General features: G+C 53.3%; 20 protein-coding genes and 2 pseudogenes. 12 read left to right on the top strand and 10 right to left on the bottom strand.

Features of this window, described 5'->3' with window-relative positions; all coding sequences use genetic code 11:
- Positions 1–24: 24 nt before the first annotated feature.
- On the bottom strand, positions 25–510 hold the full coding sequence (locus tag EL111_RS03525; protein ID WP_123795948.1) for an FxsA family protein: 486 nt from the start codon (positions 508–510) through the stop codon (positions 25–27).
- Between the two features lie 221 nt (positions 511–731).
- Here EL111_RS03525 and EL111_RS03520 point away from each other — a divergent pair, with 221 nt between their 5' ends.
- The 11 genes from EL111_RS03520 (at position 732) to rraA (ending at position 9,542) form a co-directional block, all read left to right on the top strand.
- The gene (locus EL111_RS03520) at positions 732–1,400 is read left to right on the top strand and encodes a peptidoglycan DD-metalloendopeptidase family protein (RefSeq protein WP_123795947.1); all 669 of its coding nucleotides are present in this window, start codon (positions 732–734) and stop codon (positions 1,398–1,400) included.
- 21 nt (positions 1,401–1,421) lie between these two features.
- A complete protein-coding gene (locus tag EL111_RS10765) occupies positions 1,422–1,547 on the top strand; it encodes a hypothetical protein (RefSeq protein WP_269471080.1) in 126 nt (41 codons plus the stop codon).
- A gap of 8 nt (positions 1,548–1,555) precedes the next feature.
- Positions 1,556–2,512, top strand: coding sequence for a glutathione synthase (gene gshB, locus EL111_RS03515; RefSeq protein WP_123795946.1), 957 nt, complete (start codon positions 1,556–1,558; stop codon positions 2,510–2,512).
- An 83-nt stretch (positions 2,513–2,595) separates the two neighbouring features.
- Positions 2,596–3,000 (top strand): diacylglycerol kinase, encoded by a 405-nt coding sequence (locus EL111_RS03510; RefSeq protein WP_123795945.1) that lies wholly within the window; start codon positions 2,596–2,598, stop codon positions 2,998–3,000.
- Positions 3,001–3,238: 238 nt separating this feature from the next.
- Entirely contained in the window at positions 3,239–3,709 is a 471-nt protein-coding gene (locus tag EL111_RS03505; protein WP_123795944.1) for a copper chaperone PCu(A)C, read from the top strand.
- 328 nt (positions 3,710–4,037) lie between these two features.
- Entirely contained in the window at positions 4,038–5,045 is a 1,008-nt protein-coding gene (waaF, locus tag EL111_RS03500; protein ID WP_123795943.1) for a lipopolysaccharide heptosyltransferase II, read from the top strand.
- Between the two features lie 228 nt (positions 5,046–5,273).
- Positions 5,274–5,852: an opacity family porin gene (locus EL111_RS03495; protein ID WP_123795942.1), complete on the top strand. Its 579-nt coding sequence runs from the start codon at positions 5,274–5,276 to the stop codon at positions 5,850–5,852.
- A gap of 359 nt (positions 5,853–6,211) precedes the next feature.
- Positions 6,212–6,802 carry an opacity family porin gene (locus tag EL111_RS03490; RefSeq protein ID WP_123795941.1) on the top strand — a complete coding sequence of 197 codons (591 nt, stop codon included), beginning with the start codon at positions 6,212–6,214 and terminating at the stop codon, positions 6,800–6,802.
- 210 nt (positions 6,803–7,012) lie between these two features.
- Positions 7,013–7,576, top strand: a complete 564-nt coding sequence (locus EL111_RS03485) for an opacity family porin (protein WP_123795940.1) — start codon at positions 7,013–7,015, stop codon at positions 7,574–7,576.
- A 68-nt stretch (positions 7,577–7,644) separates the two neighbouring features.
- A complete protein-coding gene (locus EL111_RS03480; protein ID WP_123795939.1) occupies positions 7,645–8,907 on the top strand; it encodes a glutamate-5-semialdehyde dehydrogenase in 1,263 nt (420 codons plus the stop codon).
- A 125-nt stretch (positions 8,908–9,032) separates the two neighbouring features.
- Entirely contained in the window at positions 9,033–9,542 is a 510-nt protein-coding gene (rraA, locus tag EL111_RS03475; protein WP_123795938.1) for a ribonuclease E activity regulator RraA, read from the top strand.
- A gap of 534 nt (positions 9,543–10,076) precedes the next feature.
- On the opposite strand, the pseudogene EL111_RS03470 reads toward rraA, so the two are convergent.
- From EL111_RS03470 to EL111_RS03435, 6 genes and pseudogenes are all read right to left on the bottom strand, one after another.
- Positions 10,077–10,172, bottom strand: a pseudogene (locus EL111_RS03470) (sulfate adenylyltransferase subunit CysD); the annotation flags it as partial.
- Positions 10,173–10,266: 94 nt separating this feature from the next.
- Positions 10,267–10,362, bottom strand: a pseudogene (locus EL111_RS03465) (sulfate adenylyltransferase subunit CysD); the annotation flags it as partial.
- 290 nt (positions 10,363–10,652) lie between these two features.
- Entirely contained in the window at positions 10,653–11,567 is a 915-nt protein-coding gene (gene cysD, locus EL111_RS03455; RefSeq protein ID WP_123795937.1) for a sulfate adenylyltransferase subunit CysD, read from the bottom strand.
- A gap of 156 nt (positions 11,568–11,723) precedes the next feature.
- The gene (locus EL111_RS03450) at positions 11,724–12,059 is read right to left on the bottom strand and encodes a YbaB/EbfC family nucleoid-associated protein (protein ID WP_123795936.1); all 336 of its coding nucleotides are present in this window, start codon (positions 12,057–12,059) and stop codon (positions 11,724–11,726) included.
- A 433-nt stretch (positions 12,060–12,492) separates the two neighbouring features.
- On the bottom strand, positions 12,493–13,527 hold the full coding sequence (gene pyrC / locus EL111_RS03440; protein ID WP_123795935.1) for a dihydroorotase: 1,035 nt from the start codon (positions 13,525–13,527) through the stop codon (positions 12,493–12,495).
- Positions 13,528–13,561: 34 nt separating this feature from the next.
- Positions 13,562–13,780, bottom strand: a complete 219-nt coding sequence (locus tag EL111_RS03435; RefSeq protein ID WP_123795934.1) for a sulfurtransferase TusA family protein — start codon at positions 13,778–13,780, stop codon at positions 13,562–13,564.
- A gap of 106 nt (positions 13,781–13,886) precedes the next feature.
- Between EL111_RS03435 and EL111_RS03430 the strand changes: the two genes are divergently transcribed.
- Positions 13,887–14,498 carry a CNP1-like family protein gene (locus tag EL111_RS03430; RefSeq protein WP_123795989.1) on the top strand — a complete coding sequence of 204 codons (612 nt, stop codon included), beginning with the start codon at positions 13,887–13,889 and terminating at the stop codon, positions 14,496–14,498.
- 554 nt (positions 14,499–15,052) lie between these two features.
- Here EL111_RS03430 and glmM read toward each other — a convergent pair.
- The 3 genes from glmM to EL111_RS03415 form a co-directional block, all read right to left on the bottom strand.
- Entirely contained in the window at positions 15,053–16,387 is a 1,335-nt protein-coding gene (gene glmM, locus EL111_RS03425) for a phosphoglucosamine mutase (protein WP_123795933.1), read from the bottom strand.
- A gap of 117 nt (positions 16,388–16,504) precedes the next feature.
- Positions 16,505–17,347 carry a 3-deoxy-8-phosphooctulonate synthase gene (kdsA, locus tag EL111_RS03420; RefSeq protein WP_123795932.1) on the bottom strand — a complete coding sequence of 281 codons (843 nt, stop codon included), beginning with the start codon at positions 17,345–17,347 and terminating at the stop codon, positions 16,505–16,507.
- Between the two features lie 122 nt (positions 17,348–17,469).
- Positions 17,470–18,630, bottom strand: a complete 1,161-nt coding sequence (locus EL111_RS03415; protein ID WP_123795931.1) for a sugar diacid recognition domain-containing protein — start codon at positions 18,628–18,630, stop codon at positions 17,470–17,472.
- Positions 18,631–18,779 lie beyond the last annotated feature (149 nt).

Here is an 18,779-nt window from a genome sequence, read left to right as displayed (position 1 = left end):
GCAGACGGCCTGACACTTGCTTTCTCAATCGCGTTTGTGCTCGATATAATCCTGCTGTTTGGCAGAAGGCTCATGGCGGGTAACGGTATATTCCCCTTCGATGACATCATCGCCCCCGTTATCGCCCTTCTGCTGCCGGGCAAACGGATTATGCTGTTGAAACCCCGCATTCCGCCCCGCTTGAGCCACCGGTCTGCCCTTAATCGGCAGCAGCAACAGCAGCGCGAACACACCGGAAATAAAACCCGGACTCATCAGCATCAACGCCGCCAGCGCATAACGTATCGGCCACAGCATCTGATACAGGGAAATATCCTGCCCGCTCCGTACCGCCGCGCCGGCCAACAGCACGCCCGACAATCCGGTATGGCGCAACATCAATACCCCGCTGACAAAACTCACCACCATCAGCAGCAAAGTCGCACCGCCGCCAATCCAGTCTGCCACCCAGACAATCGACATGATTTCCAAAAACAGCAGCACCAAAAAACCGATACCGAGAAATTGCATTCAGAACCTTTCTTTATCTTTATCATGTTCAGGCATACTAACATAAAGCCTGCCGCCTATGCTTTCAATACCTTTTAATGTGAAATCGGGTAAGCGTTTGCAGGGGTAAAAAAAAGTAAGGGAGGCGGATTTCGGGTGCAGCACGGCGGTAAGATTTGTTATCCTTACGGCCTATGAAAACACCAGCCCTTTTTCTCAAACATTCCGCACAGGCCGTCTGTATGACGGTTTCCCTGATTGCACTTGCCGCCTGCTCGGGCAACAGCAAGCCCACCGGCGGCAAAGCAGTGAAAATTTCAAGCAGCGCGGCCGTACCCAACGGCTACTACCGCGTCAAAGCAGGCGACACGCTCTTCCGCATCGCCAAACGCTACGGACAAAGCGTTGCAACGCTGGCCGCTTGGAACAACCTTGCCGACGCATCGAAAATCGAAGTCGGGCAACTTCTGCGCGTACGCCGCAACACCTCTTCCGCCGCAACAACCGGCCAGCCCGCACACGCCGTTACCCCCGTAAACCGCCTTGCATTGCAATGGCCGACCGACAACGGCCGTCAAAACATTATTCAATATTATCATGCAACCCGCAACAAAGGCTTGAATATCGGCGGCATGCTCGGACAAAACATCAAAGCCGCCGCCGCAGGCAAAGTGCTGTATGTCGGCGAAGGCGTGCGCGGTTACGGCAAGCTGATTCTCATCAGCCACAACAGCAACACCATTACCGCCTATGCCCACAACGACAGCATTTTAGTACGCGAAGACCAGCAGGTTCAGGCAGGGCAGGTCATCGCCACCATGGGCAACAGCGATACCGACAGCGTGAAATTGCATTTTGAAGTACGGATTAACGGCAAAGCCGTCGATCCCATGCCCCACCTGCCAAACTGATTCCGCAAGGCCGTCTGCAAAATGCCGGTATGGTTTGCAGACGGCTTGACCGCCCGGCGGCAACGCGGTAACTTAAACCATTCAAACATTCTGCACCAAACAGTCTGCCATTTGCAGACGGCCTCATTCCGCCGCCGCAATCTTTAAGGACCACCATGAATATCCTGTTTATCGCCGACCCGATGGCAACCTTCAAAACCTATAAAGACACCACCTATGCCATGATGCGCGAAATGGCAGGCCGCGGCTGGAAACTATCGCACACCTTGAGCAGCGAACTTTCCGTACAGCAAGGCACAGTAAGCGCACAGGCCGCACCGTTTGAATTTCTCGGCGCAAAAGACGACCGCGATTACGCATGGTTTGCCTCCGGCAGCAAAGTGCAGACGGCCTTGAAAGATTTTGATGCCGTGATTATGCGTACCGACCCGCCGTTTGACATGCAGTATCTCTACGCCACCCAACTGCTGACGCTGGCCGAAACACAAGGCGCAAAAGTATTCAACAGCGGCCAAGCCATGCGCGACTTCAACGAAAAACTGGCGATTTTGAATTTCAGCCGATTTACCGCGCCAACTTTGGTGACCACCCGCTCCGCCGATGTACGCCGCTTTTTGGCCGAACACGGCGACATCATCGTCAAACCGCTCGACGGCATGGGCGGCATGGGGATTTTCCGCCTCACCGAAGCCGACCCCAACACCGGCAGCATTTTGGAAACCCTGATGCAGCTCGACAGCCGCACCATCATGGCGCAACGCTATATTCCTGAAATCGTTGACGGCGACAAACGCATTTTGATTATCGGCGGCGAAGTCGTACCGTTTGCCTTGGCGCGCATTCCGCAAAACGGCGAAACACGCGGCAATCTGGCTGCCGGCGGGCGCGGTGTCGCGCAGGAATTGAGCGCGCGCGACCGTGAAATCGCCGAAACCCTCGCCCCCGAGCTCAAACGCCGCGGCATTTTACTTGCCGGCTTGGACGTTATCGGCAGCAACCTGACCGAAGTCAACGTAACCAGCCCGACCGGTTTCCAAGAAATCATGAAGCAGAAAGGTTTCGACGTTGCCGCCATGTTTGCCGACGCCGTCCAACGCCAAAGCACCATCTAAACCCGAAGGCCGTCTGCAAAACCGCAACCCGCTTTTTTGCAGACGGCCTTTGCCGATTGATTTCCTTATTCCGCAGCACGCTCATGAAACACTCTTCATATGCCGCCGATAAAAAAGGCAAAACCGGTATTCAGCGCATCATCAATGCGTTCGGCTATTCCATAGACGGTTTGAAAGCCGCCTTCCGCCACGAAAGTGCCTTCCGCCAACTGCTTATCCTGCACATCGTCTTGATTGCCGCGGCATTTATTTTTTCCTTCGGTCCGGCAACGCGAATGCTGCTGATTACCGCTTCTTTTATTTCGCTGATTACCGAATTATTCAACACCGCCATCGAAGCCGCCGTCGACCACACCTCCACCGCCAAACACGAATTGGCCAAGCGCGCCAAAGACGCCGGTTCTGCCGCACAACTTTTGGCGCTGGTGCTGCTGGCGGTTGTCTGGCTGATTGCCTTATGGCGCGAATACGGATTGAATTTAATCTAATACTTTATAATTAGTTACAAATAATTAATAATTATTTAATCTGAATCAATATCCGTACACAGCGTTTCCCTGTAATATAGTCGAATAAAATAAGAATGAGACAAGGCAGCGAAGCCGCAGACAGTACACATAGTACGGCAAGGCAAAGCAACGCTGTATCATTCTTATTTTAAATGACTATATCACTCCGACAACTCCCCTTTTCCGAATGACTTCCCTTGAACACAAAGGAACAGACATGAAAAAATTATTGGCAACCCTCGTTTTGGCCGGCTTGTGCAGCACCGCAGCGGCTGCCGGCATCCACGTCAAAGACCAATGGGCGCGCGCCACCGTAGAAGGCATGAAGATGGGCGGCGCATTCATGAATATCCACAACGACAATAAAAAACAAGACTTCCTGCTCGGCGGCAGCAGCCCCGTAGCCGAGCGCGTCGAAGTACATACCCACGTCAACGACAACGGCGTGATGCGTATGCGCGAAGTCAAAGGCGGCGTACCGCTGGGCGCGGGCGACACCACCGAACTGAAACCGGGCAGCTACCATATTATGTTTATGGGTCTGAAACGTCCGCTGAAAGAAGGCGAAACCATACCGGTAACGCTGAAGTTCAAACACAGCAAAGCGCAAACCATCGACATTCCGGTGAAAAACGCTCCCAAACCGACCGCACACCGACACAACCACGGCGCGGCACATCAGCACTAAGCCGTCTGCAAAACCGTATCCGCCCTCAAGTCCGATTTTGAGGGCGGAATTTTTTATGCGAAAATAGCCAAACCCCTACCGACAGCCGGAAAATGACTCTCCGCAAAAAACTGCAAACTGCAGACGGCATAAACAATCCTTCCGGATACCGCTGCAACAGTTTTCCCGTCTGCCGGCATATAGTCGAATAAAATAAGAATGAGACAAGGCAGCGAAGCCGCAGACAGTACACATAGTACGGCAAGGCAAAGCAACGCTGTATCATTCTTATTTTAAATGACTATATTTACAGACGGCACGTCCGTTTCCTTTTTCCCGACAGAACACCATGCCGAAAAAAATCCTCATCATCTCCCCAAGCTGGATAGGCGACTGCGTCATGACGCAACCCTTGTACCGCCGCCTCCACCAACTGCACCCCGGCTGCACCATCGACGTATTCGCGCCGAAATGGTCAATGGCCGTATTTGAGCGCATGCCCGAAGTCAACCGCATCATCGAAAATCCGTTCGGGCACGGCGCATTACAACTCAAAAAACGCTGGCAAATCGGTCGCGAACTCGGCAAACAAGGTTACGACCAAGTTATCGTTCTGCCCGGATCGCTCAAATCCGCCATCATCGCCTTCGCTACCGGCATCAGACAGCGCACGGGCTATGTCGGCGAATCACGCTATATCTTGCTCAACGACATCCGCAAGCTCGACAAAGCCGCCCTCCCGCTGATGGTTGACCGCTATACTGCCCTCGCCTACCCGAGTCAGTCAGCCTTTAACGGCGTATCCGACAATCCTCTGTTTACCATCAACCCCGACGAACAATCGGCGGCTTTGGCCAAACACGGTTTGGACACCGCCAAGCCCGTTATCGCCTTTTGCCCCGGTGCAGAATACGGCCCGGCAAAACGCTGGCCCGCCCGCCATTTTGCCGAACTCGCCCTCCGCTATATCCGGCAGGGGCGGCAGGTTTGGCTGTTCGGCTCGCAAAAAGATTTCGCCATTGCCGAAGAAATCAACCGATTTGCAGACGGCCTTTGCACCAATCTTTGCGGCAAAACCACGCTTTCCGAAGCCATTGACCTGCTGGCCTGCGCCGAAACAGTCGTGTGCAACGACAGCGGCCTGATGCACCTTGCCGCCGCACTCGACCGCAAAGTCATCGCCGTTTACGGCTCGTCCAGCCCCGACCATACGCCGCCGCTGTCGCCCAAAGCCAAAATCATCAGTCTCAATCTGGAATGCTCCCCCTGCTTCAAACGGGAATGCCCGCTGGGACACACCGACTGCCTGAACAAACTTATGCCCGACACGGTTTATCAAGCTGCCCGAGAGGATTAACGCTCCTGTTCTGAACCCGAATGGCGCTTTTCATGCGATAACTGCCGCGCCCAAACCCGCTGTTGCAAACCGGCAACAAAAGAAATATGCCGACTAATCAATGTATTGGCAGTAAAGCGGCATGCCCGTTTCCACCTTCATCACATCGGCATATGTCCGCATATGGTATAGTGGCATCAAGGTAAGCAAGCAGCTTTTCCTACCCGAAAACTTAATAAGGAGTACACCATGAAGAAACTGTTATTGACTGCTGTATTGACCGGTCTGTCCGGTGTTGCCGCTGCAAACGGCTGGTATGTACAAGGCGATGTCGGCGCGTCCAAGCTGCAAGCCAAAGAAGAAGGCGGAAAAATCAAAGACACCAAACCTTACGGCCGCGTTTCCGTGGGTAAAGACTTGGGCAATTTCCGCTATGCCTTCGACTATACCTATTTCGGTACGCTGAAAAATACCGACAACTACGGTACAGACGGTTATCACAAAGCCAAACTGAACGCCCATTCTGCCGGTATCTCGGGCTTCTATGATTTCCACAATACCACCCCGCTGACGCCTTATGTCGGTCTGCGTGCCAGCCTCAACTACCTGAGCTTGGATACCAACGGTGAAACAGATACCGTCCAATACAGCCATTCTCACGACAAAACCCAAGTCGGTATCGGCGGTTTGGTTGGCGCACAATACCAATTTACCGACAAGCTGGCTGCCAATGCCGGTTTGGAATACAACTATTTGGGCAAAGTAGGCCCGGTTGACACCAAAATCAGCCAATACGGCGCAAATGTCGGCCTGCGCTACAACTTCTGATTTCTGAATATCCCAAAAGCCGTCTGCAACAGCGATAGTTTTGCTATCGTTTTTGCAGACGGCTTTTTTGTCCTTTTCCGTATCCTTGCCTCTATAAAAATCAAATTATAGTCATTTAAAATAAGAATGATACAGCGTTGCTTTGCCTTGCCGTACTATGCGTACTGTCTGCGGCTTCGCTGCCTTGTCTCATTCTTATTTTATTCGACTATAAATACAATGAAATAATATAATAATTCAACTTATTATCAATATTTTCGTAAAAAAATCGGCCAAACGGCTTATTTTATTATTGTCTTTTGCTATAATAGCGATAGGAAAAAACAACCTTTTATTTCCCTCTGACTAACGGAGTAATCATGATGAAAAAAACTGTATTAACCGTCATTCTGGCAGGTTTGTCCGGTATTGCAGCCGCCAACGGCTGGTATGTACAAGGCGATGTCGGCGCATCCAAACTGCAAGTTAAAGAAAGCGTCTTCAAAGTAAAAGACACCAACCCTTCCGCCCGTATTGCTGTCGGTAAAGACACCGGTGCGCTCCGTTATGCACTGGACTACACCTACTTCGGCAAACTCGACAATCATGAAAAAGGCGTAAATCGCGGCGTACCATTCGACCACAAAGCTAAAATGAAAGTCCACTCCGTCGGTTTGTCTGCCATTTACGACTTTGAAAACGCTACCGCTCTGACCCCCTATGTCGGCGCGCGTCTCGGCCTGAACATTGCTGATGCAGACAGCCGAACCGTTTATGGCAACTCCCTGAGTACCGTTTCTGAAACCAGCACCACAGTAGGTATCGGCGGCTTGGCCGGTGCACAATACCAATTTACCGACAAGCTGGCTGCCAATGCCGGTTTAGAATACAACTACTTGGGCAAAATCGGAGCCAACGACGGTAAAGTCAGCCAATACGGCGCGAATGTCGGCCTGCGCTACAACTTCTGATTTCTAAACATACCCCAAAGGCCGTCTGCAAATTCCGATAGCGTTACCCATCGCTTTTGCAGACGGCTTTTTATCTTCTTCCCGCCCGTTTCTGCAAACCGGTTCAAAGATTATGATATAGTCTGTTAACCATCAAACCCAACCATCTTGTCCGAACCGCCCATTTATTCCAAACTGCCCCAAATAATCATACGAACATACGGTGTGCCTATGATTACTCGGATAGCCCTGATTTCAGCCCTCACCGCCCCCGCTCTCCTGCCCGCCCAACCGCCGGAGGTACAAGTCCGCTCCACCGCTCAAGCATTGGAACAAGAAGCGGTAGAGGTCCGCCCGAGTGCCGACCAGCTCCCCAACGCAAGCCTCACCTTGGGCAACAACAACGGCGTACGCTATACCGCCGACTATACATTTTTCAAAAACTGGGCAGACAACGATACGGCAGCAGACGGCGAAGCAGCGGATTTAACCATAGAATCGGTTGGCGTTTCCGCCATCTACGACTTCCGCAACGCCACCGCCATTACCCCTTACGCCGGTGCGCGGCTCGGACTGAACCGCCTGAAGCTGAACAGCAGCAAAACTGCCCGCCAAGAAATTTTTGAAGAGCGCGTCTCCTTCGGAGCCGGTGTCATTGCCGGCGCGCAATACCACCTCAAAGAAAACCTTTCCATCGATGCCGGTATCGCCTACAACTATTTGGGCAGAATCGACACCGGCAATATCCGCCCCAACCGTTACAGTGCCACCATCGGGCTGAACTACCGTTTCTAGCCGTCTGCATATTCCGCTTGAAGGCTTTTTCGGTTATCATCAAATATCCTATCTTCAGGCACACCACCATGCAAAACATTCAAGACTACGTCCGCAGCACCGCCGCTGCTGCCAAACAAGCCTTTTATGCCCTGAGCAATGCCTCTACCGCACAAAAAAACGCCGCCCTGCTGCACATGGCGGAACTCATCAAACAGCACCGGGCCGACATTCTCGCCGCCAACGCGCAAGACATGGAGCAAGCCGCCGCCAAAGGTTTGGATGCCGCCATGCTCGACCGCCTGAAGCTGACTGAAAACACCATCGACAGCATGTGCGAAGGTCTGCGCCAAATCGCCGCCCTACCCGACCCCGTCGGCGAAATGGACGAATTCCGTCTGCGCCCGAACGGTTTGCAAATCGGCAAAATGCGCGTGCCGCTGGGCGTTATCGGCATCATTTACGAATCCCGCCCGAATGTTACCGTTGATGCCGCCGCCCTGTGTTTGAAATCCGGCAACGCCTGCATTTTGCGCGGCGGCAGCGAAGCCTTCCGCAGCAATACGACAATCGCCGGACTCATCACCCGGGCATTACGCGAAAACGGCCTGCCCACCGATGCCGTGCGCCTGATTGAAAACACCGACCGCGAAAGCGTCGGCGCGATGCTGCAAAGCCCCGAATTAATCGACGTCATCATTCCGCGCGGCGGCAAATCGCTGGTGGCGCGGATTGCCGCGGAAGCGCGCGTGCCCGTCATCAAACATCTCGACGGCATCTGCCACGTCTATATCGACCAAGCCGCCGATACCGGAAAAGCACTGGCCGTTGCCTACAACGCCAAAACCTCGCGCGACGGCACCTGCAACACCATGGAAACACTGCTGGTTCACACCGCCCGCGCGCAAGAAATCCTGCCCGCATTGGCCGGACAATACGCGCAAGCAGAAAAACCGGTCGAGCTGCGCGGCTGCACGCGTACTTTGGAAATCCTGCCCCATATTCAGGCAGCCACCGAAGAGGATTGGGAGACCGAATATTTGGGGCCGGTGTTATCGGTCAAAATCGTCGATAATCTGGCAGAAGCCATTACCCATATCAACACCCACGGCAGCCACCACACCGATGCCATCATCACCGAATCCTACACCGACGCGCAGATTTTCTTACGCGCCGTAGACAGTGCCAGCGTGATGGTCAATGCCTCCACCCGTTTCGCTGACGGTTTCGAATACGGCTTGGGTGCGGAAATCGGCATTTCCACCGACAAAATCCACGTCCGCGGCCCGGTCGGCCTGCACGGCCTGACCTCGCAAAAATGGGTAGTATTGGGCAACGGCCAAATCCGCTGAACCACCCGCCCGACACATAATAAAAAATACCGAAAAGCCGTCTGCAAAACCATAGCGGCATACCGAAACACTGCCGGACCGTTTTTCAGACGGCACCACTACCGTCAAAACAAAGGAGACACAGCATGACACACACTTTCGCCACTGCCGACATCATGGACAACTACCCCGATGCGCCCACCTGCGACATCCAGTTCCGCAGTTTCGGGCGCAAAAAATTCCACGGCAGAATCCGCACCGTGCGCTGCAACCAAGACAACGGCCTTATCCGCCGGATTTTCAAAAATCCCTCCGAAGGCGAAGTGCTCGTCGTGGACGGCGGCGGCTCGCTCCGCAGCGCCCTGATGGGCGACATCATCGCCGGTTATGCCGCCGAAAACGGCTGGGCAGGCACCGTTATTTACGGCGTGGTGCGCGACAGCGCGGTATTGGACACGCTCGATTTCGGCACTAAAGCCTTGGGCACCAATCCGCGCGTCAGCAGCAAAACCTGTGCGGGCGAAACCGACATCACCGTCAGCTTCGGCGGCGTAGACTTTGTTCCCGGCCACTACCTTTACAGCGACGAAGACGGCATCCTCGTTACCGAACAACCGCTCGACCTCGAAACCATCAAACCCGCCAGCCAATACTGATTTAAGGTTTGGCGGCCGCACCCGTTCGCACCGCTGTTCCCATACAAAAGGCTGCCCTTGGGCAGCTTTTTGTCTGATACCGGCAAATCCGATCGGAGCAAACCTCAAGCCGCCGGAGCAAAGCGATAAACAGACAAACCACAGATAAAAAACGGATAAACGCAATCCAAACGTTTATCCGTTTTCATATTTATAGTCGAATAAAATAAGAATAAGACAAGGCAGCGAAGCCGCAGACAGTACACATAGTACGGCAAGGCAAAGCAACGCTGTATCATTCTTATTTTAAATGACTATAACTCAAATCCAAACAAAAACCGTTATAAATCCGATATAACCGATAATTTTCCCAGCCCATCAAGCCAAACATACCCGCACGATAAGATTGGTCGGAGCAGCCTTATCCAAACGCCCCGCTTCCGCTTATCCGATATTGGCGTGAAACATCTGACTGCTTCACTGCCATACTGCCATTTGATTTGCCACCATCTTCAAAAATGCAGACGGCATTTCTTAGTTACGCCGTCTGCAAAATCAGAAATAACCGGCTTTTTTACGCTCTTCCATCGCCGCTTCGGAAACGCGGTCGTCCATGCGGGTGGCACTGCGCTCGGAAATGGTGGCGGCGGCGTTGGCGTTAAGCACTTAACCGCTTCACTGCCATTCGTTCTGCTGCCGTCTTCAAAAATGCAGACGGCATTTCTTAGTTACGCCGTCTGCAAAATCAGAAATAACCGGCTTTTTTGCGCTCTTCCATTGCCGCTTCGGAAACGCGGTCGTCCATGCGGGTGGCACTGCGCTCGGAAATGGTGGCGGCGGCGTTGGCGTTAAGCACTTAACCGCTTCACTGCCATACTGCCATTTGGTTTGCTGCCATCTTCAAAATGCAGACGGCATTTCTTTACCAAGCCGTCTGCAAAATCAGAAATAACCGGCTTTTTTGCACTCTTCCATCGCCGCTTCAGAAACGCGGTCGTCCATGCGGGTTGTGCTGCGATCGGAAATGGTGGCGGCGGCGTTGGCGTTAAATACCTAACCGCTTAACTCCCATTCGTTCTGCCGCCGTCTTCAAAATGCAGACGGCATTTCTTTACCAAGCCGTCTGCAAAATCAGAAATAACCGGCTTTTTTACGCTCTTCCATCGCCGCTTCGGAAACGCGGTCGTCCATGCGGGTGGCGCTGCGTTCGGAAATGGTGGCCGCGGCGGTTTCGGCGATGATGTCTTCGGCCGTGGCGGCGGTGCTGGCTACGGGGCAGGTGCAGGAAATGTCGCCGACGGTACGGAAGCGCACATCGCGGATTTCGGAAACTTCGCCTTCGCGTTTCGGGGTGAGCGGTGTAACCGGAACGAGTAAGCCGTTGCGCTCGACCACTTCGCGTTGGTGCGTGTAGTAAATCGGCGGCAGCGCGAGGTTTTCACGGGCGATGTATTGCCAGATGTCGAGTTCCGTCCAGTTGGAAATCGGGAACACGCGCATGTTTTCTCCCGGGAAAAGGCGGGTATTGTAAAGCGACCAAAGCTCGGGGCGTTGGTTTTTCGGATCCCATTGGCCGAATTCGTCGCGGAAGGAGAAAATGCGCTCTTTTGCACGCGCTTTTTCCTCGTCGCGCCGCGCACCGCCCATCAGCGCGTCAAAACCTTGTTCTTCAATGGTTTCCACCAAAGTAACGGCTTGCGCGGCATTACGCGAATCGGTTTCGCGGCGCAAAACCACCGTGCCGCGTTTGATGGAGTCTTCCACGCTGCCGACCACAAGCTGTACGCCGGTTCGGGCAACGGTTTCGTCACGGAACTGAATCACTTCGGGGTAGTTATGGCCGGTATCGACGTGCAGCAGCTTGAACGGCAGCTTCAGCGGGCGGCCTTCGATTTTGAAGGCTTTAACCGCCAAGGAAAGCAAGACCACGGAGTCTTTGCCGCCGGAAAACAGCAACGCCGGATTTTTGGCTTCGGCGATGACTTCGCGGATAATGTGGACAGATTCGGCTTCGAGCCAGTCGAGGTGGTGGTTTTGGAGGGACATGGTGTTCTTTCGCCTGCAATAATCGTGATAGCCGTTACTGTAAACAGGCCGTCTGAAAAAGGGAAAGAATGGTTTGTTTGTAGTAAAGATGATTTTGTTATATCCGCAAAAAAGGCCGTCTGCATATGATTTTGCAGACGGCCTTTGCGGTTATACTTAGCGGAAAAAGTCTGCTACGCCCGCCGGCAAACCTTGGGTAAACGCGCCCATGGTTTTATTGGTCGTTTCTTCGGCTTTGGCGGAGGCGGCGTTTACGGCGGCCAAAATCAAATCTTCCAGCATTTCTTTGTCGTCTGCGGCTTCGGCAATCAGGTCTTGGCTGATTTCCAGCTTGCGGACAACGTGGCTGCACGTCATGGTTACTTTAACCAAGCCGTTGCCGGCTTCGGCTTCAACTTCGGTTTCCGCCAATTTGGCTTGCGCCTTTTTCATATTTTCCTGCATTTGTTGCGCCTGTTTCATCAGGCCGCCCAGTCCGGCTTTTCCAAACATGGATACTCCTCAAGATTGTCGGTGGTTAAAATGGGAATCGGAAAGCATTTGTGGTTTGCTGTTCCGACAAATATAGTCGAATAAAATGAGAATGAGACAAGGCAGCGAAGCCGCAGACAGTACAGATAGTACGACAAGGCAAAGCAACGCTGTATCATTCTTATTTTAAAAGACTATAAAAGAAAACTGCGTATTGATGCCGTCTGCAAACGGCTGCCGCTTCGGGTAAATGCCGGTACAGGCTGTCTGAACGATGGTCATTTCACACAAAATGTACGGTGTTGCGTTGTTTTGTTCAAAGAAAACGCCCAAGCTGCCGAAGCAGCCAACCCGTTTCATGCTGTCCGTACAGTTCGCGGCTTGGCTGCTTACCTCGTTTTGCGTTATCTGATGATACCGTTATTTTGCAGACGGCCTTGGCGTTTGCGGAACGTCAATAACGCACGCGCCACGCCACTTCGCCGCCCGCCCGCATCGGTACGAGCGTTTCATTGCCGTAAGGAATACTTTCGGGTACGGTTTGCGACTGTTTTTCCAATGTGATGGTGTCGGTATTTTCCGGCAGGCCGTAGAAACGTGCGCCGTTTTTCGAGGCAAAGGCTTCCAGTTTGTCCAACGCGCCTGCCTGTTCGAATACTTCGGCGTACAGCTCGATGGCGGTCAGTGCGCTGAACATACCGGCGCAACCGCAGGCATTTTCTTTGGCTGATTGCGCGTGCGGTGCGGAATCCGTACCCAAAAAGAATTTGTTCGCTTGGTCGCCTGTTACCGCGGCAACCAATGCCTGACGGTGTGTTTCGCGTTTCAATACCGGCAGGCAGAAGTGGTGGGGGCGCACGCCGCCAACCAGCAAATCGTTGCGGTTGAGCAGTAAGTGCTGCGGGGTTACCGAAGCGGCAACATTATCCCCTGCTTCGGACACCAAGCGCGCAGCCTCGGCAGTGGTGATATGCTCGAACACTACTTTCAAATCCGGCACTTGCGCCAAAACAGGCTTCATGATGCGCTCGATAAATACCGCTTCGCGGTCGAAAATATCAATATCGCTGTCGGTTACTTCGCCGTGCACCAGCAGTAATACGCCCTGCTTCGCCATTTCCTGCAACACCGGCAGCAGCTTGAACAGGTCGGTTACGCCGGAGTCGGAATTAGTGGTTGCCCCCGCCGGATAAAGTTTGAACGCCACGATGCCGGCTGCCTTGGCTTCGCGCACCAGCTCCGGGGTTGTTTTGTCGGTAAGGTAGAGCGTCATCAGCGGTTCAAACGTGCTGCCTTCGGGCAATGCCGCCAAAATACGCTGTTGGTAAGCCAGCGCGTCCGCCACGCTCACTACCGGCGGTTTCAGGTTCGGCATAATGACCGCACGCCCCATCTGCCGCGCAGTATACGGGGCAACGGCTTTGAGCGCGTCGCCGTCGCGCAGGTGCAGGTGCATATCATCAGGCCGGATAATGGTCAGGGTTTGCATGGTTGCTCCTCAATCGGTTGTTTTGCAGACGGCATTATTTATGTTTGACCACCAGCGTGAATACGCCGTCTGCTTCGGTTGATTCCAGCAGCTCGTGTCCGGTTTGGCGGCAGAATGCTTCAAAATCGCCCGGCGCACCGCCGTCTGTTGCCCATACCGTCAACACTTCTCCGTCCGCCATCTGCGCCAAGGCTTTTTTGGCACGCAAAATCGGCAGCGGGCATTTCAATCCGGTAACGTCTAAAGTCTGCATAATATTTGTTTCAGATAATTTAAGATTGGGTTAATTATACCGCATCTGCTTGCACCTGCACCCGTCAAACCCTAAAATGCAGCATATTTTCATTTTGGAGAACACCATGCGCCGTCTGATTCTGCCGCTGCTGATTTTGTCTGCCGCCACCGCTTTTGCGCTGCCGCGCAGCGATAAAGACACGCTGACCAATATCCGCTATCAGGAAAGTGCTGCCGAAAAAGCCGCCCGCGAATTTAAAGAAGCGGAAGCCGAACTGCCGCCGCTGCCCGATACCGGTTCCGGCGAATGGTTCGATCTGTATGTCGGCGAACACTACGGCAAAAAGCCGAAAATCCTGCTCAATAGCCTGCAAATCATGCCCGCTCCCGACACCAGCATCCGCTATATCCTGAACGTGCAGTCGGCAAACGGCCATGACAACCTGACGGCCGAAGGCATGTTCTGCGCCCGCTCGTCTTTCAATCTCGGCGGCGACAAACGCTCTTCCTACAAAGTATTCAGTTATGGCGACACGGTCAACAACCGCTGGATTCAGCCGCGCAAAGGCGAATGGAAACCGCTCGGTCAGGCCATGAGCCGCAACGATGAGCTTCGCGCCGTGCTGTATCAGGCATTCTGCGTGAACGGCACGCCGAACACAACAGCCGGACTGATCGAACGCTTGCACGAACGCGGCGGCAAACATGCTCCGTCACTGCGAAATTCTTACAAATAAAGTCGGACTGCACAACACGGGCAAAGCCGTAAGGCCGCCGACCGTACAAATTGGCGACCTTGCACTTCAGCAGCTTGCTCAAACCTTCTCTTAGAGCAAGGCGCAACAACGCTGTCTCATGTTGTATTGAAATCACTCAAACAGTCAAACGGGCGGTGCAATACCGCTCCTTTTTTTTCACCACAAAAATCGGAACAAGGCATTTTGCAGACGGCCTTTATGCTAAATTTGCAGACGGCATTGCCCATCATATCGCCGCTGTCTCAAGCAATACCCGTTTCGGCGTGTCTGCTTGCGCTTACCGCATTGTCTGTATCCGGCAAAATCCGCCATACGGCAGCAGTTGCCGTGTTTCCGAACATATAGTCATTTAAAATAAGAATGATACAGCGTTGCTTTGCCTTGCCGTACTATGTGTACTGTCTGCGGCTTCGCTGCCTTGTCTCATTCTTATTTTATTCGACTATAAAAAGGCCGTCTGCAAAACGCGCCTGTTATGCTGCGGACAGCGGCACCGATTTTGCAGACGGCCTTTGCGCCAAACAAGCTGCTGTTTATACGCCTTGAATGGCGGCGGCAATGCGCTCCGCTCCTTTTTTCGCCCAATCGGCCTGACGGGCTTCCACCATCACGCGCACCACAGGCTCGGTACCTGATGCACGCAATACCACGCGGCCTTTTCCTTCCAGTTCTTTTTCCACTTCGGCCAATACTTCTTTCGAGGCTTCCTGCCAGTTTTGGCCTTTTTGGATACGCACGTTAATCATGGTTTGCGGGAACGGCTGCCAGTCGGCGCATACGGTTGCCAAATCCTGACCCAACACCTGCAATGCCGCCAACACTTGCAAGGCGGAAATGATGCCGTCGCCGGTATTGTGTTTGTCCATACACAGGATATGGCCGCTGGCCTCGCCGCCGATCAGCCAGCCGCGCTGGTGAAGCTGTTCCAATACATAGCGGTCGCCGACTTTGGCGCGGCAGAACTGTACGCCCTGCTCTTGCAACGCGATTTCCATCGCCATATTGGTCATTACCGTACCGACCACGCCGCCGATTTCCACGCCTTCGCGGGCGCGGGCTTTGGCAATCACATAAATCAGATTGTCGCCGTCGTACACCTTGCCGTTTTTATCCACCATCATCAGGCGGTCGCCGTCGCCGTCGAGTGCGATACCGTAATCGGCTTCGTTTTGCAGAACCGCCGCCTGCAAGGCTTTCGGGCGGGTTGCACCGCATTTGTCATTGATGTTGTAACCGTTCGGCTCGTCGCCGATGGTTACGACTTGCGCCCCCAATTCGTGAAATACTTTCGGCGCAACGTGATAGCCTGCACCATTGGCGCTGTCCACCACCAACTTCAAACCGCGCAAATCCATGTTGGCGGGGAAAGTGGATTTGCAAAACTCGATGTAGCGGTCGTCCGCACCGCTGATGCGGCGGGCGCGTCCCAAAAGGTCGGACGGCTGGGTTTTCATTTCTTCATCGATTTTGGCTTCGATTTCCAGTTCGATTTCATCGGAAAGTTTGACGCCACCGACAGCAAAAAACTTGATGCCGTTGTCTGAATAAGCGTTGTGCGAAGCGGAAATCATCACGCCGGCCGACAAACGCAGCGCGCGGGTTAAATAAGCTACGCCCGGAGTCGGCAGCGGGCCGGTTTGGATAACGTGTACGCCCGCAGCGGTAAAACCCGCCACCAGCGCCGCTTCCAGCATATAGCCCGAAATACGCGTGTCTTTGCCGATGATTACGGTCGGCCGCTGTTCGCTGTCATGCTGCACCAGCACCTGTCCGGCCGCATAGCCCAGCTTCAACACAAAATCCGGGGTAATCGGAAACTGCCCCACTTCGCCGCGTACGCCGTCGGTACCGAAATATTTTTTAGCCATAGTATTCATGCTCCCGTAAATAAGTTTTGCGTGCGGCCATTCTAATCCGTACCACACGGCAAATGCCGTCTGCAAAACGGCGGCAAGCCCGATTTGCAGACGGCTTTATCTGTTCGATTAGTCGATTTCCAGCGGTGCAAACGATTTCACCACTTCGTCCACTGCTTTAACACGCACCAAAAATTCTTCCAGCTTCGCCAGCGGCAATGCGCTCGGGCCGTCGCAACGGGCTTGGTCGGGATTTTCATGCGCTTCCAAAAACAGCCCCGCCAAGCGCGTACCCATGCCTGCCAGCGCCAAATCCAGCACCTGACTGCGCCGTCCGCCCGAAGCCGCCGAACCGGAATCTCGGGTTTGCAGCGAGTGGGTTACATCAAAAATAATCGGCGTACCGGCGCAGGTTTTTTTCATCACGCCGAAACCGAGCATATCGACCACCAGATTGTCGTAGCCGAAGTTGCTGCCGCGCTCGCACAGAATCAGGCGGTTGTTGCCTGCTTCTTGAAATTTCTCGATAATGTTTTTCATTTGCGACGGGCTGAGAAACTGCGGTTTTTTAATGTTGATGACATTGCCCGTTTCCGCCATCGCCACCACCAAATCCGTCTGCCGCGCCAAAAATGCCGGAAGCTGGATAACATCGCATACTTCCGCAACAGGGCGGCATTGGTACGGTTCGTGCACATCGGTAATCACCGGCACGCCAAACTCGCGCTTGATCGCGGCAAAAATTTCCAATCCTTCGTCCAAACCCATACCGCGGAACGAATGCACCGACGAGCGGTTGGCTTTGTCAAACGATGCTTTGAACACATAGGGAATGCCGAGTTTGGCAGTTGTCCGCACATAATGTTCGCAGGCTTTCAGCGTGGAATCCAAATCTTCCAATACATTGATGCCGCCGAACAGTACAAACGGCTCGTCATTGCCGACCGTAATGTCTTTAATTTGTACATTCATTGTGTGATTTCCATTTTGAACGGATACTTCCCCGCATTATAACCGCTAAACTGCCGAAACACAGCAAAAGCCGTCTGCAAAATGCGTATTTGCAGACGGCTTTTACCGTTTTACCGCCGTTTTCAAACCAAATGCACCGCCATATACAGTAAAAAACGGTCGTCCGTGCGGTTTAAATCCAGCTTCGTCAGCTCCGCAATCTTGTGCAGACGGTATTCCAAAGTATTGCGGTGGATAAACAAAGCCTGCGCCGTTGCCGCTGTCTGCATATTATACTCGAACCAAGCCAGCAGCGTTTTCACCAACACCCCGTTTTTATCCGATTTCTTGAGTTTCTCAAGCGTGCGCTCCAACTCGCGCCGCTGCCAGCCGTCTTTAAGCTGGTTGAGCAGCACCGGCAGAATCATCTCCTCATAATGGTAAATCCGCGCATCCGGCGAACGGCTCTTGCCGACTTCCAAAGTCGTTTTCGCCGTCTGATACGACAAGGCAATCCCGTTTGCCCTGCCGTCATCGTCCGCAAAATAATGCCCCAGCGCAATCCGCACGTTCAAAGAAGTCTGCTCACTCATACGCGACACCAGCAGATGCACGCGTTCCATGTGGTTTCGCACGTCCCAGCGCCCGAAATGGTTTAATGCCGGCTTGAGAATCACAATCTGCGTCAGCGACAAAATCGCCACCAGATTATCACGCTCCGGATAATTGAGCAGGTTTTGCAGATTATGCAGCTCGTTGCCGACCGCTTCGACATCCAAATGCCCCGTATCCACCTCGATGATGCACACCACGCGCGGAACTGACAAATCCACTCCGAGCCGGTTTGCCCACCCGCGCATCGCCGGTGTAATTTCCGCCGCCGCAATCAAGTTTAAAACCAACTCCTCCTTCAAGCGCGCATCCTGAGCCAACATTTCAAACAACTGTGCCTGCTCCAGCATCATCTCCGCCGTCATGCACACCAGCCGCCCGAATTCCTGCAAGCGGTCGGGATTGCCCGTCAAACCGATTACGCCGACTGTTTCGCCGTTGAAATGCAGCGGCAGGTTGATACCCGGCTTTACCCCCTGAAGATTGCGCGTACCCTCGCCGATGTCCACCGTCCGCTTCTGCGACAGAGCCAGCAGCGCACCGTCGTGAACCTCACCGATACGCCGCTCGTCTCCGCTTGCGATAATCCTACCCGTCGCATCCATGATGTTGACGTTGCAGCCGATGATGTTCATGGTGCGTTCGACGATTTTTTGGGCGAGTCCGATATTGAATGAGTAAACGGAAGTCATTCCAACCTGATAAAAAAGATAAAACTGCATTATACCAATTTGGAAATATCTACAAATTTCTTTTAAAAATAAAACTAATTTTTGTAACAATATACAAAGACTTTTTCAGACGGCCTCTCCATAATGACGTACATATCTTTACATTCCGA

The organism is Neisseria animalis (assembly GCF_900636515.1).
GTDB lineage: Bacteria > Pseudomonadota > Gammaproteobacteria > Burkholderiales > Neisseriaceae > Neisseria > Neisseria animalis.
Note: the sequence above shows the minus strand (reverse complement) of the source record. Positions and strands in the feature narration are given on the sequence as shown.